A 12,917-nucleotide genomic window follows, 5' to 3' on the forward strand; every position below is an offset into this window, starting at 1 on the left:
GTGGTGTAGGTCAGAATCGTCGCGCCGAGTGGAAAGGTGTCGATCCCATCGGCGCCACCTGGACAGGCACTCCGAATGTGGAGGCGTGCAACATCAAACCATTGCCCGCGTAGATGCCGACATGCGAGATGTCGGAATAGAAGAAGACGACATCGCCGGGCCGCAGATCCTTCTCATCGACCGGGGTGCCGTACGAGGCCTGCTGCTGGCTGGTGCGCGGCACATTCTTGCCGACCTGATGGAATGCCCACTGCACCAGACCCGAGCAGTCGAACTGTTCCGGACCGACCGCGCCCCAGACATACGGCGCGCCGATGCGGGTGAGCCCGGCGGCCAGCGCGCTGGTGCCGCTGCCCGGAACCAGCCCGCGCAGTAGCGAATCCCGGTCGAAGCCGGGCGGGAACATCGAACCCGCAAGGGCGGAACGATCACTCGCGGAGAGCTGACCCCATGCCGCGATGACCCCGGCCATGGAGCCCTGTAGTGAGGAGCGCTTGTTCTCCAGATCGAGGCGTACGGCATCGGCCTGATCGCTGGCCGCACGCGCCGCGTCGGCGGCGGTGCGGGCAACGGCCTCGGCGGCGGACGCGGCGGTGCTGACCTTCTGATACTGGCTCAGTTGATCATTGGTACGCGCACCGACGAAATCCACGATGGACATCTGATCGAGCAATTGCTGCGGTGAGGAACTCACCAGCAGCGAGGTGAGCCGGTTGGTTCGGGAACCGAGCAGGGCTGAGCTGGCCGCGCGATCGATCACCGGCTGATATCTGCGAATCTCGGAGCGCGCCGCATCCAATGCGGTGGCGGCGTCCGCGGCCTTGGAATCGGCGTCCTTGGCGGCGGCGACCTTGGTGTCGAGATCGGATTGGGCGTTCAGGGCCTGCTGGTTGAGCTGTTCGGATTGCCGTGACAGATCGATCAGGCGCTGCACCGCTTCCCCGGCCGATGCCGGTGCGGCGACCGGATCGGCCATCGCGGGTCCGATGCCATTGGCTCCGACCAGGAGTACCCCTGCTGTGAGGGCTCCACCTACGAGTTTCTTCGTGCGATGTTGCGCTACCACCGTGGTGCCGTGTCCCGTTCTCTTACCCCGAGCTGGAAAAGAAGGTCTCGAATAGATTACGAAACGGCGACCGCTTGTGTCCAGCAGGCCACGAAATCATTACGGTCGCCGTTCGCTCGCAGGTCATCCGACCTGCGGATCTTCGATTCAGATTCGTCGCGCGCCGGCGAACGGCATGGACGAGATCGGGGCGACCTTGACCGGCTGGCCGGAGGTCGAGGCGTGCACGACATTGCCGTCGCCCACGTAGATGCCGGAGTGGCTGCCGCCGTAGAACGACACCACATCGCCGGGCTCGAGCGAGTCCTCGGAGATGGCGTAGCCGGCGTTGAGCTGGTCATAGCTGGTGCGCGGCAGGCTGATTCCGGCCTGCGCGTACGACCACTGCACCAGACCGGAGCAGTCGAAGGCGTTCGGGCCCGCGGCGCCGTACACGTACGGGTCGCCCAGGCGGCTCATGGCGGCGTCCACGACCTGCTGGCGCGGGCTCACCTGGGGAGCGGGGGCCGGGGCGGCCGGGATCTCGACGCCCGGGATGGCGGGCAGCTGCACCGGAAGCGATTCCGGGACACCGGGGATGCCGGCCGGGAGCTGGATCTGATCCGGGACGTCGAAGGTTCCGACGCCGGGGATGGTCACCGGCTGCGCCGAGGCAGGAGTGGCGGGCAGCAGCAGCGCACTCAGCGTGGCAGCGCCGACGGCACCGGCCGAGAGGGCCCGCTTGACGGTCTTGGTCGCCATGGTGAGGTACTTCCAATCTGCCCCGCGACGCCGCACCGGTTTGGTGGGTCGGACTCCGCGAGGTCTCAGGAAGATTACGAGCCGATAACGGTGGTTTGTAAAGCTGCGCCCAACGGACGATGGCTCGAAATAGTTACAAGCCAACATTTCGGTGCGACAAAAGTCACAGCAATCACGAAACGATAACAGCGACCAATTCGGCGGGAGCTTCCGCTGAGCTACCAGTCAGTAAGGAGCGGGTTGGGACAACCCCTCCTTGCAGGACCGATTCCGAATAACAGCAGGTCGGAGACGCCTTGCCCGACCAGGCTCTGACCGGCGGACTTGCAAACCGTGCTGAGGCGATCCTCACCGCGCCAGCACGCGCCGGACACTGACCCGGACAGTCCGTCACACTCCCCCGGATTGATCCACATTATGAATCAATGTGACCCTGACCACATTTCTGCATATTTGCTCAAATCGGGGATTTCACCTCGAGAATCTCGATTACGAATTCAGACATTTCCCCTGGTCAATGAAATCCGGGCCGTTACCGGGGGTAACGGCTTCGAACCTGTCGGACCCCCGGCCTACGCTTGCGGGTCGTGTCCGAACAGCTGGCCTTCGATGAGCTCGAAACACCGCTCTATGACACAACGTTCGTGGTCGTGGACCTGGAGACCACCGGAACCAGCCCCGAAGGCGATGCCATCACCGAGATCGGCGCGGTGAAGGTGCGCGGCGGTGAGGTGCTCGGCGAGTTCGCGACGCTGATCAACCCCGGGTACGCGATTCCACCGCAGATCGTGCAGATCACCGGGATCACCACCGCGATGGTCATCGACGCGCCACCCATCGCACAGGTGCTGCCCGGATTTCTGGAGTTCGCCGCCGGGGCGGTGCTCGTCGCGCACAACGCCCCGTTCGATACCGGGTTCCTGCGCGCCGCGGCGGCGCGGTCCGAGATCCCGTGGCCCGCTTTCCAAGTGCTGTGCACGGTCCGGCTGGCGCGGCGGGTGCTCGGGCGTGATGAGGCGCCCTCGGTGAAGCTGTCCTTCATCGCGGAACTGCTGGGCGCGCAGACCCGTCCCACGCACCGCGCGCTCGACGACGCGCGCGCCACCGTGGACGTATTGCACGCGCTCATCGCCCGGGTCGGCAATCAGGGCGTGCACAGCCTCACCGAGCTGCTGGACTATCTGCCGGAGGTGACGCGCCGCCAGCGCGCGAAACGGACTCTCGCGGCGGACCTTCCGGCCACCCCCGGCGTCTATCTGTTCCGGGGTCCCTCCGATGAAGTCCTATATATAGGAACCGCGGTGAATCTTCGCCGCCGTGTCCGCAACTATTTCACCGGTTCGGACACCCGCCCGCGCATGCGCGAAATGGTGCAACTGGCGACGCGAGTCGATCATGTCGAATGCGCGCACGGTCTCGAGGCGGGCGTCCGCGAACTCCGCCTGCTGCTCGCGCACACCCCGCCCTACAACCGCCGCTCCAAATTCCCGCAGCGCGCGTGGTGGCTCAATCTGACCGACGAACCGTTCCCGCGTTTCGCGGTCTCCCGCACCCCCGTCCGGGACTCCCTCGGCCCCTTCACCTCCCGCGCCGATGCCGTGGAGGTGGCGACCACGATCGCCGAGAACTGCGCCCTGCGCACCTGCACCCACCGCATCCCCCGCGACGGCGCTCACGATTGCCCGTCGGCCGTGGTCGGCGGTTGCCCCGCGAACGCCCAAAACAGACCCCTATATATAAAGGAGTACGCGCAGTCTCCCGAAGCGGTCCGCGCCCTGTTCTCCGGCGATAGCGACGCGATCTTGATCTCCATCCGGGAAAAGATCGAATTCCTCTCAACCGCAGAACATTTCGAGGCCGCAGCCCGCCTACGGGACCGCACCATCACTGTGATCCGCGCCCTCCGCCGCACCCAGCGCCTAGCCGCCCTCACCCGCATCCCCGAACTGATAGCCGCCCACCCCGACGGCACCGGTGGCTGGCAGTTCGCGATCATCCGTCACGGCCGCCTCGCATCAGCCGGCAACGCCCCCCGAGGCATCTCCCCCATGCTCACCGTCGACCGCCTCGCAGCCGCCGCCGAAACCGTAATCCCACCCCGCCTCAACTCCCCCACCGAGCCCCCGATCCACCCACCCCTGCACGGCGCCCTCCCCGAGGAAGCAGGCCTCCTGGTCCGCTGGCTAGAACAGCCCGGCACCCGCATAGTCCGCACCACCAACGGCTACGCCGAACCCCGCCTCGGAGCAGGCCTCTGGCTGGACTGGCTCGCCCGCGCGGAAACCGCGCGAAGCGTCGATGAACCACCTCCTGGTGATCACCCGCCCAAAGTCCGCTACACAGGCCCCGTGACGAATGCTTGAACCGCCGTCTCGGCGAAGGTGATGGGAGGCATCGATTGCCGGTGGCCCGCACTGGATACACCGCGCATCAACGCGACGACGAGAACGACGATGATCAGGATTGACACCGCGATGAAGACGATTGCTCGGGCGGGAGTTCCGGATTCGGCCGGCTCGTCCGATGGTGGTGTCCGTGCCGGTGGAGTGGCCTGCTTCGGCGCGAGGTGACGCGGGTTGATCGTGGTGGCGCGGTGCGGGGAGTTGAGGGCTCGCTCGGTGTCGGCCGCGAATTCCAGGCAGTCGGGGTATCGATGGCCGGGTGATTTCGCCATGGCGGTGGCGATGATTTTGTCCAGCCTGGCGGGTAGGTCCGGGCGTAGCGCGGTTGGTCGCGGTGGTGGCGCGGTGAGGTGGGCCGCGAATACCGCGGCCTGATCGGAGCGCGGGAATGGTGTTTGCCCGGTGAGCATTTCGTAGAAGGTCGCGCCGAGGGAGTAGACGTCGGCGCGCAGGTCGACCGGGATGCTTTCGAAGCGTTCGGGTGCGGCATAGGCGAGGCTGGCCATGACCGTCGACTGTGTCGCGGTGTCGTCCAGGCTGCGGGCGATCCCGAAATCGGCGACCAGCACCTGTTCGACATCGTCGATGTGCTCGATGAGCAGGTTGGCCGGTTTCACATCCCGATGCAGGACGCCTTGGCGGTGCGCGAAGCTCAGGCCGCGGGCAGCCCCCGTGATCAGATGGAGCGCGCGATCGGCGGGTAATTGCCCATCGGCGCGTGTGATCACCCCGGCGGTGTCCCCGCCCGATACGTAGCGCATGGCCAGCCACAGCACCGGGTCGCCGGGACCGCTGCGGTCATGGATGGCAACGATATTGGGGTGTTCGAGCCGCGTCACCACCTCGACTTCACGCTCGAACCGCGCCCGTGCCTTCGGATCGGCGCTCAGCGCCGAATTGAGTACCTTGAGCGCCACCTGGCGTTGCAGCCGTGGATGCTGCGCCAGATAGACCTGCCCCATACCGCCGGATCCGACCAATTTTCTGATGGTGTAACCGGCGAACACCGTCCCAGGCTCGAATGCCACCCCTGACAACACCTTCCACAACTCGATACCTCGGTGAACCCTACGTCAGGATTCGAGGGTGGGGGTGAGGGCTTGGAGGAGGGTGGATTTGATGGGGGTGCGGGTGGTGCAGACGAGGGCGAAGGTTGCTTCGCGCATCAGTTGTTCGGCGGGGGTGTGGGTGAGGGTGGAGCGGCTGCCGGTGGTTACTACCGCTGCTGCGGCGGCGGTGAGGGCGGCTTGGGATATTTCGGCGCGGAGGGTGTGGGTCAGGGCGGGGTTGCCGAGGGCGGTGGCGTATTTGGTTCGGAGAGTGGACAGTTGGGCCGCGTAGGGGGTGGCGTCTATCGGCTGGGTTGCCAGGTAGCGGTTGATGCGGGTGAGGATGCCGAGGGAGAGGGCTCCGTTGATCCAGTCGCTGAGGGGGTTGGGGGCGGTTTCGTCCACCGGTTTGATGGATATCAGGGTGGAGTCGGGGACGAAGGATTCGGCGAAGTGGAGGGTGACGGTGGAGCTGGCGTCGGCGGCGGTGAGGGGGAGGCGGGTGGGGGTGAGGTTGCCGGTGTCGTGGATCGGGATGAGCAGGGTGGCAACGGATTCGGTGCCGCTGGCGTGGACGCGGACGGCGGTGGCGACGGCGTCGATGTAATCCCAGCCGGTGACGAAGGGGGCGGTGCCGGTGAGGAGGAAGCCGTCCCGCACGGGTTCGGCGAAGAGGGTGGGGTTGGGGCGGGCCGCCGCCCAGGAGACGCCGCAACGGTAGGTGCCCGCGAGCATGCGGGGCAGGAAGCGGTCGCGCAGGGCGGCGTCGAGGCTGAAGGCGACCGCGCGCAGGGCTCCGAGGTGTTGTGCCCAGACGAAACCCGTTGCGAGACAACCGCTGATAATGGTCGCGGCGGTGTCGATGAGAATCTCCGGTGACATGCCTTCGGAGAGCGGGAAGCCGTAGAAGCCGCGTTCGGCGAGGGCGTCGAAATGCGTGGCGGGGATCGTGCCGGTGCGATCGACCTCCGCGGCGGACGCGTCGAGCACCTCGTGCACGAGTGTTTCGGCCGCGCGTACCCAGTCCGCACCCATTCGGTTTCCTCCCCGATCCCGATCGAGGCCCACCGTGGAATTCGGCGTGGCGACCTCGGCACAGGAGACTACCAGTGCCGATATGGGCGATTCCGGGTGATTCGGCTCGCGCGGAGCTACTGCGGTGGGTTCCCGTGTTTGCGGATCGGCAGTCCGACTTGCTTGCGCCGCAGCATCTCCAGTCCGCGGATGAGCGCGATTCGGGTGTCCGCCGGATCGATGACATCGTCGACGAGCCCGCGTTCGGCGGCGTAGTACGGGTGCATGAGTTCGGTGCGGTATTCCTTCACGCGCTGCTGCCGCAGCGCTTCCGGATCGTCGGCGGCGGCGATCTCGCGCCGGAAGATCACATTGGCGGTGGCTTCCGCACCCATGACGGCGATCTCATTGGTCGGCCACGCCAGCGCCAGATCGGACCCGATCGACCGGGAGTCCATCACGATGTACGCGCCGCCGTAGGCCTTGCGCATCACCACCGAGATGCGCGGCACGGTGGCATTGCAGTACGCGTACAACAGTTTCGCGCCGTGCCGGATGATGCCGTGATGTTCCTGATCGACCCCGGGCAGGAATCCGGGCACGTCCAGCAGCGTGACGATCGGGATATTGAACGCGTCGCACAGCTGCACGAAACGCGCGGCCTTCTCCGATGCGGCGATATCGAGCACGCCCGCGAGCACGATCGGCTGGTTCGCGACGATCCCCACGAGTTGCCCATTGAGGTGCGCGAAGATGCACAGAATATTCGCGGCCCAGTTCTCGTGGACCTCGAAGAAGTCCCCGTCGTCGACGATCTCCTCGACCACGGTGCGCATATCGTAGGGCCGGTTCCCGTCGGCGGGCACGATGTCGTAGACGCGTTCACAGCGCCGATCCGGCACGTCCGGGGTATCGGCGATGGGGGCCGAATCACGATTGTTGGCGGGCAGAATGGCCAGCAGATACCGCACATCGTGCAGGCAACCGGCTTCATCGTCGTAGGCGAAATGCGCGACTCCGGAGGTGTCGGCGTGCACATCCGCCCCGCCGAGCCCGTTCATGGTGACCTGTTCCCCGGTGACGGCGGCGATGACATCCGGTCCGGTGATGAACATCTGCGAGGTCTCGCGCACCATGAAGATGAAATCGGTGAGCGCGGGACTGTAGGCCGCCCCACCCGCGCACGGCCCCAGAATCACACTGATCTGCGGAATCACCCCGGAGGCCGCGACATTGCGCTGGAAGATCCCGCCGAATCCGGCGAGCGCGGTGACGCCTTCCTGAATGCGTGCTCCCGCACCGTCATTCAGTCCGACCAGCGGCGCACCGGCCGCCAGCGCCAGATCCATGATCTTGTGGATTTTCTGCGCGTGCGCCTCACCGACCGCCCCGCCCATGATCCGGAAATCCTGCGCGTAGACGAAGACGGTGCGGCCGAACACGGTGCCCCAGCCGGTCACCACGCCGTCGGTGTGCGGTTTACGATTCTCCAGCCCGAACCCGGTGGCGCGATGCTTGCGCAGCGCGTCCACCTCGTGAAATGACCCCTCGTCCAGCAGGATCGCGATGCGCTCGCGGGCGGTGAGTTTACCTTTGGCGTGCTGGGCCGCGGTGGCGGCGGTATCCGGCCAATCCTGTACGCGCCGTTTGATATCGGCCAGTTCCGCTGTGGCTCTGCGCATTCGATGCCCCTTTATCTGGTGGATGCCTGAAAGCGATCGACGCGATCGAAGGCCGGTACGAAAACCGGTGCGCCCGCGACCAATTCCGCGGTCTGGATGCCGGAGCTAACCACGGTGAGCACCCCGCCGCCGGGCTGGGTCCAGTGCCCGGAGAAGAAGAGTCCGTCCACGGGTCCGCGATGCGGCATGCGATCGGTGGAACTCTGTTCGGGTGTATGCGCCCAGCCGTAGATCGCGCCCTGCTCATTGAGTGTGTAGCGCTCCATGGTTCGCGGTGTTCCGGCTTCGGCGAAGTCGATATGCCCGCCGATACCGGGTATCACCTGCTCCAGCTTCTCCAGCATGAGCCGCTCGTACCGCGGCTTGTGCGCCCGCCAGGAATCCACCGCGTCGTAGGCGATGAGCGTGGACAGCGTCACCAGGTGTTTGGCCCGTCCGCGCAGCAGCGACGAATCACTCAGTGTCGGAACGGTTACCGCGAGCGCGGGCACCTCACCGGCGTTCATGCGGTCGTAGACGATGTCGTGATCCCAGTGGTCGTACAGGAAGGTCTCGTGCGCGACGTCCATCTGCTCGAGCGGCAGATCCGTGGCCAGGAACACCACCGCCGCCGAGAGCGAGGGCCGCATATCCCGCAGTCGCTTCGTATAGTCCTGCCCCACAACGCTTTCACCGATGAGCTCGGCGCAGGTCTGGAGCGGATCGGCGTTGGAGATGACGGTCTGCGCGCGAATCCGCTGCCCGTTGTCGAGCACGACCCCGGTGACGCGCTCATTCTCCACGGTGATGCGCCGCACCGAGGTCTTCAGCAGCGTCTCACCACCGGCGGTGGTCAGGCTCGCGGCAACAGCGTCGACGAGATTCTGGAAGCTGCCGACGCAGTAGTAGACCCCGAGATCCACATAGTTCATCAGCATCGGCGCCCAGGTGTCGAAGGCCGCTGCGCTGGGCGGCACACCGAGATACGGCCACAGCGTGCCCAGCAGCGCCTTCAGTTTCGGATCACGCAAATGCTGGTCGAAGACCTCGCCGACGGTCCGGTGCCGGTATTCGTGCAGTAGCGGCAGTCCGGCCGCGAGCAGATCCTCGGACGGCAGATCGGGCGGGGTCCGCATCACCTCGCGCGCCAGCTGCGTCGAAAGGCGTTGCAGGCGGCGCAGTCCCAGCTTCTCCTCGGGGAAGAGCCGGGTGTGCACGTCGAGAAACTCCGGCCCCGTGGGGATGTCGACGCTCATGCCGGGAAACATGGCCCGGTACAGCGAATCCAGCTGCCGGAACTCACATCGGTCGGCGACCCCGAGGTAGTCCAGCAGCAGCGGCAGCATGCTCGGAAAACCGCTCTCGCTGTGTTCGGCACCGGCGATCAGATGCACCGCCGAATCGAAGATCTGCCGTTTGTGCGTGAACGAGTGCGCGTAGCCACCGAGCCGGTTGTGCCGTTCCACCACCAGCACACTGCGCCCGGTCTGCGCGAGCAGCGCGGCCGCGGTCAACCCGCCGAGTCCGCTGCCGATGACCACGACGTCGTAGCTGTCCTGCGCGGCATCCACCAGAATCGTCATCGCGGGCTCTTCTCTGCCGTCCAGGTCAATGCCATACCGGCGTAAATCCATCGGCTGGTTTCGATTCCGAGCAGCAGCACCTTGTCGCCGGGGCGAATGCGCCCGTGCTGCCAGGCGTCATCGAGCGCGATGGGAACCGCAGCCGATCCGGTCGCGCCGACGTCGGAGAGGTTCTCCATGATCTTGGATTGCACTGTTTTCCACTGCTCGGCGGACATGCCCGCGGATTCGAGCTCGGCGGTGAAATAGGGCGCGTTGCCTTCGGGCAGCACGCATCCGGTGATCTCGTCGATGGTCAGCTCACTGGCCCGCAGCAGCGCGTCGAGGGCTTCCACGAACACCGTCGGCCCGAACTTCTCGGACTGCACGACATCGAGATTCAGCCGCACCATCTGGCGCGCGGCCAACTGTTCGGCGATCGGCGCGTGCGTACCGCCGCCGATAATGTGCATTCCGGGTTGGCGATCCCCGCCGATGCAGGCATTCACGCTGCCGTGCAACCGATCCGGGCCATCACCCGGTGTCAGCACCACCGCGCCCGCGCCATCACCGAAGTTGTAGAACGAGATTCGATCCCGCAGCCGCACGGCCTCGGGATCCCCGCTGCGCAGATACGGGAACAGCAGCGGGGAGATGATCTCACTCCCGATCACCACCGCATTGGCGTAGCGCCCCGATTCCACCATGCGCCAGGCGATATCGAGTGCCTGCACCGCACCCGCGCAGCCGGAGCGCACCTCCACCACCGCGCAGCGGGTCAGTCCGAGCCGCGCCTGCACGAACGTAACCTGCGCGGGCAGATGGTATTCCGGGCTGGAGGTCGACATGACCAGCAGTTCGACGTCGCCGGGTTCGATTCCGGCGCGCTCCAATGCCTGTCGCGCGGCCGCCTCGGCCATCTCACCATTGCTGACCAGGTGGCGGCCCGATACCGGGTCGATGGCCCAGTGCCTGCGCTGCACCTGCAAGCCTTCGAGCACCTCGGGCGGCAGTGTTCCGCACAGCCCGGCCATATCGTCGTTCGTGAGCGGTGCGCCGGGCAGATACGCGCCGGTGCTGGCGATCGTCACCACGATGTACTCCTGTCGTCGGCGGTGCGCACCGGGGTCAGCACCACGCTGATATGGGTGCCGCCCGGCGAGGAACTGTTGATCAGCACCGGTTGTGCGAGCGGCTGTTCGGCCGCCAGCGCGACGGCCAGGTGCGCGCCCGCGCCGACCGGTTCGCCCAGCCACCGCTTGGGTGTTTCGACAAATGGTTCGGTGCTGTCGAAAACCCGTCCGATGGCGGCGAATTCGGCGGTGTCGAAGGCCTCGACACCCGCCGCGTTGGACTGGATGCGCGGGACCTGCGCCGCGGTCAGCTCCGCGTGCGCCAGCGCGGCCCGCATGGCGCGTTCGAAACCCTTTCCATCGGTGTCGAATTCGCCGATGCCGAGGCCGTCGGACGCCATGCCGAATCCGGCGAACTCCGCGCGCGGCACCGCACCGCGCGCCAGCGCCTTCGAAAGCGGTTCCAGCACAATGCCGTACCCGCCCTCGGTGGGTACGTATTCGGCCGATCGCGCGAAGGCGGGTAAGCGCCCGTACGCGGTTCGCGCGGCAGCACAAAAGGTGTCGACGGCGGGCACCACGATCGCGTCGGCGGTGCCCCGGCGCAGCAGATCCCGCGCGACGCACAGCGCCGCCGCACCCGCGGCATGCGCGGCGGTGAGCGTCGAGGTCACCCCGGTGAGCCCGAGTTTCATGGCGACCTGCCCGGCGGCGGCGTTGTACACCGTGTTCGGGAACACCGCCGGATTGGCGGTTTCCGGCCCCGAATCGACCAGCGGCACCACGAATTCCTCGATGCTGGCGAGCGGTCCGAGCCCGGTGCCGAGCACCACGCCGATGCGCGGCGCGGGACGCTCCGTCCCCGCGAGTCCGGCATCGGCGAGCGCCATGGCGGAGGCCATGATGGCGTACCTGCCCAACCGGTCCACCCGGCGGCGTTCGCGCGGCGGCAGCTCCCATTCGGGATTGCCGAGCAGTGCGGCGAAGCGTTCGGATCTGCGATCGGCGGCCGAATAATCGCGGTAGGCGGCATGCAGTCCGGCGAGGGTGTTCCAGTCCGGTCCGAGTGCGGCCAGTCCGGTGATGACGATCGGTTCATCGCCCGGTGCCGGACTCTCGATGCGGCCGGGCAGGCCGAACAGAATGCTGGCATTGGCCCCGGCGAACGCGAAGTTATTCGACAGCGCGGCCGCGGTATCGAGCGTCCGGGAGCCGCCCGGCACCACATCGATGGCGCAGTGCGGATCCGGTTCCAGGAATCCGGCCGTGGGCGGCGCGGTCTGCTCCCGCAGCGCCTGTACGGTCACGATGCTCTCCACCGCGCCCGCCGCGCCGAGCAGATGCCCGATCATCGATTTGGTGCTGCTCAACAGGGTTTTCGCGGTGTCGTCGCCGAAAGCCGTTCGCACCGCGGCGACTTCGGCCGGATCGTTCTTGGGCGTCCCGGTGCCGTGCCCGTTCACATAGCCGACCTCGTCGGGCCGGACACCACCGGACGCGAGCGCCGCGACAATGGCGCGCGCCGCCCCGGCTCCCTCGGGATGCGGTGCGGTGGCGTGATATCCGTCCGCCGACAGTCCGTAGCCGAGCACCTCGGCCAGCACCGGCGCGTCATGCGCCGCCGCTATCGTGGCCCGGGTCAGGACCAGCATCCCGCTGCCCTCGCCGAGCGAAAGACCGTCGCGCCCTTTCGAATACGGTGCGGCCGGATTGGGCGAGAGCGATTCCAGACTGTTGAATCCGGCGAACGTCACCCCCGAGAGCGAATCGCTACCGCCCACCAGCAGCGCGTCGGCGTGCCCGTCGCGCAGCAGTTCCACCGCGTGCGCGATGGCGTGCGCACCGGAGGCGCAGGCGGTGTTCACCGACAGCACCGGTCCACCGAAACCGAAGGCCGCGCCGATGACCTCGGCGATGGTCTGCGGTGAGACCAGCAGCAACTGCTCGAACGGTGCGGGCTGTCCGCTCGCCTCGGCGCGCAATGCCTGTTCCCCGCTGACCAATCCGCCATTGCAGGTCGCGAACACCACGCCCCAGCGTTCGGGCGGCACGACGCCCGCGAGTCCGCTGGCGGCCAGCGCCTCCTCGGCGGCGACCAGCGCGAAGTCCAGCGACGGCTCTCGCACCGCACCGGAAAGCCCGTCGTACGACGGTTTCACGTCCTCCGGCACCTCCCCCGCGAGCTTGGTCCGATACCCCGCCATGGGCAGTCCGGCCACCGGGCGAATGGCGACGGCACCGGCGCGCGCACCCTCCCACAGCGGTTCCAGGCCGATACCGAAGGCGGTGACGGCCCCCATTCCGCTCACGACTATGCGGTCGATGGTTTTCGACATGAGTTCCTCCGGG

9 protein-coding genes are annotated in these 12,917 nt (G+C 66.8%); 1 reads left to right on the forward strand and 8 read right to left on the reverse strand.

Annotated features, from left to right (window positions below; genetic code table 11):
* Nucleotides 1-10: 10 nt before the first annotated feature.
* Together ACFVUS_RS40135 and ACFVUS_RS40140 are read right to left on the reverse strand one after the other, a co-directional pair.
* Nucleotides 11-976 (reverse strand): NlpC/P60 family protein, encoded by a 966-nt coding sequence (locus ACFVUS_RS40135; RefSeq protein ID WP_387779460.1) that lies wholly within the window; start codon nt 974-976, stop codon nt 11-13.
* Nucleotides 977-1,213: 237 nt separating this feature from the next.
* Complete coding sequence (locus tag ACFVUS_RS40140) at nt 1,214-1,807, reverse strand: C40 family peptidase (RefSeq protein ID WP_364643776.1); 594 nt, start codon at nt 1,805-1,807, stop codon at nt 1,214-1,216.
* A gap of 587 nt (nt 1,808-2,394) precedes the next feature.
* Here ACFVUS_RS40140 and ACFVUS_RS40145 point away from each other — a divergent pair.
* Nucleotides 2,395-4,170: a DEDD exonuclease domain-containing protein gene (locus ACFVUS_RS40145; RefSeq protein WP_387779463.1), complete on the forward strand. Its 1,776-nt coding sequence runs from the start codon at nt 2,395-2,397 to the stop codon at nt 4,168-4,170.
* On the opposite strand, the gene ACFVUS_RS40150 is transcribed toward ACFVUS_RS40145, so the two are convergent.
* The 6 genes from ACFVUS_RS40150 to ACFVUS_RS40175 all read right to left on the reverse strand — a co-directional run bounded on the left by ACFVUS_RS40150 (nt 4,143) and on the right by ACFVUS_RS40175 (nt 12,904).
* The gene (locus ACFVUS_RS40150) at nt 4,143-5,237 is read right to left on the reverse strand and encodes a serine/threonine-protein kinase (protein ID WP_387779466.1); all 1,095 of its coding nucleotides are present in this window, start codon (nt 5,235-5,237) and stop codon (nt 4,143-4,145) included. The two genes, ACFVUS_RS40145 and ACFVUS_RS40150, sit on opposite strands and share 28 nt — an antisense overlap.
* A 45-nt stretch (nt 5,238-5,282) precedes the next feature.
* On the reverse strand, nt 5,283-6,293 hold the full coding sequence (locus tag ACFVUS_RS40155) for a hypothetical protein (RefSeq protein WP_387779469.1): 1,011 nt from the start codon (nt 6,291-6,293) through the stop codon (nt 5,283-5,285).
* A gap of 116 nt (nt 6,294-6,409) precedes the next feature.
* Nucleotides 6,410-7,954 (reverse strand): acyl-CoA carboxylase subunit beta, encoded by a 1,545-nt coding sequence (locus ACFVUS_RS40160; protein ID WP_387779472.1) that lies wholly within the window; start codon nt 7,952-7,954, stop codon nt 6,410-6,412.
* A gap of 11 nt (nt 7,955-7,965) precedes the next feature.
* Nucleotides 7,966-9,516 (reverse strand): phytoene desaturase family protein, encoded by a 1,551-nt coding sequence (locus tag ACFVUS_RS40165; protein WP_387779475.1) that lies wholly within the window; start codon nt 9,514-9,516, stop codon nt 7,966-7,968.
* The gene (locus ACFVUS_RS40170) at nt 9,513-10,586 is read right to left on the reverse strand and encodes a 3-oxoacyl-ACP synthase III family protein (protein WP_387779478.1); all 1,074 of its coding nucleotides are present in this window, start codon (nt 10,584-10,586) and stop codon (nt 9,513-9,515) included. Before ACFVUS_RS40170 ends, ACFVUS_RS40165 begins: the two co-directional genes overlap by 4 nt.
* Nucleotides 10,583-12,904: a beta-ketoacyl synthase N-terminal-like domain-containing protein gene (locus ACFVUS_RS40175; protein WP_387779481.1), complete on the reverse strand. Its 2,322-nt coding sequence runs from the start codon at nt 12,902-12,904 to the stop codon at nt 10,583-10,585. Before ACFVUS_RS40175 ends, ACFVUS_RS40170 begins: the two co-directional genes overlap by 4 nt.
* Nucleotides 12,905-12,917 lie beyond the last annotated feature (13 nt).

It is taken from the genome of Nocardia sp. NPDC058058 (genome assembly GCF_042885355.1).
Lineage (GTDB): Bacteria > Actinomycetota > Actinomycetes > Mycobacteriales > Mycobacteriaceae > Nocardia.

Bases quoted from the DNA above. Each gene is read 5' to 3' on its own strand.
- ACFVUS_RS40175 (WP_387779481.1), bottom strand. From the start codon at position 12,904: ATGTCGAAAACCATCGACCGCATAGTCGTGAGCGGAATGGGGGCCGTC.
- ACFVUS_RS40155 (WP_387779469.1), bottom strand. From the start codon at position 6,293: ATGGGTGCGGACTGGGTACGCGCGGCCGAAACACTCGTGCACGAGGTG.
- ACFVUS_RS40165 (WP_387779475.1), bottom strand. From the start codon at position 9,516: ATGACGATTCTGGTGGATGCCGCGCAGGACAGCTACGACGTCGTGGTC.
- ACFVUS_RS40140 (WP_364643776.1), bottom strand. From the start codon at position 1,807: ATGGCGACCAAGACCGTCAAGCGGGCCCTCTCGGCCGGTGCCGTCGGC.
- ACFVUS_RS40135 (WP_387779460.1), bottom strand. From the start codon at position 976: ATGGCCGATCCGGTCGCCGCACCGGCATCGGCCGGGGAAGCGGTGCAG.
- ACFVUS_RS40160 (WP_387779472.1), bottom strand. From the start codon at position 7,954: ATGCGCAGAGCCACAGCGGAACTGGCCGATATCAAACGGCGCGTACAG.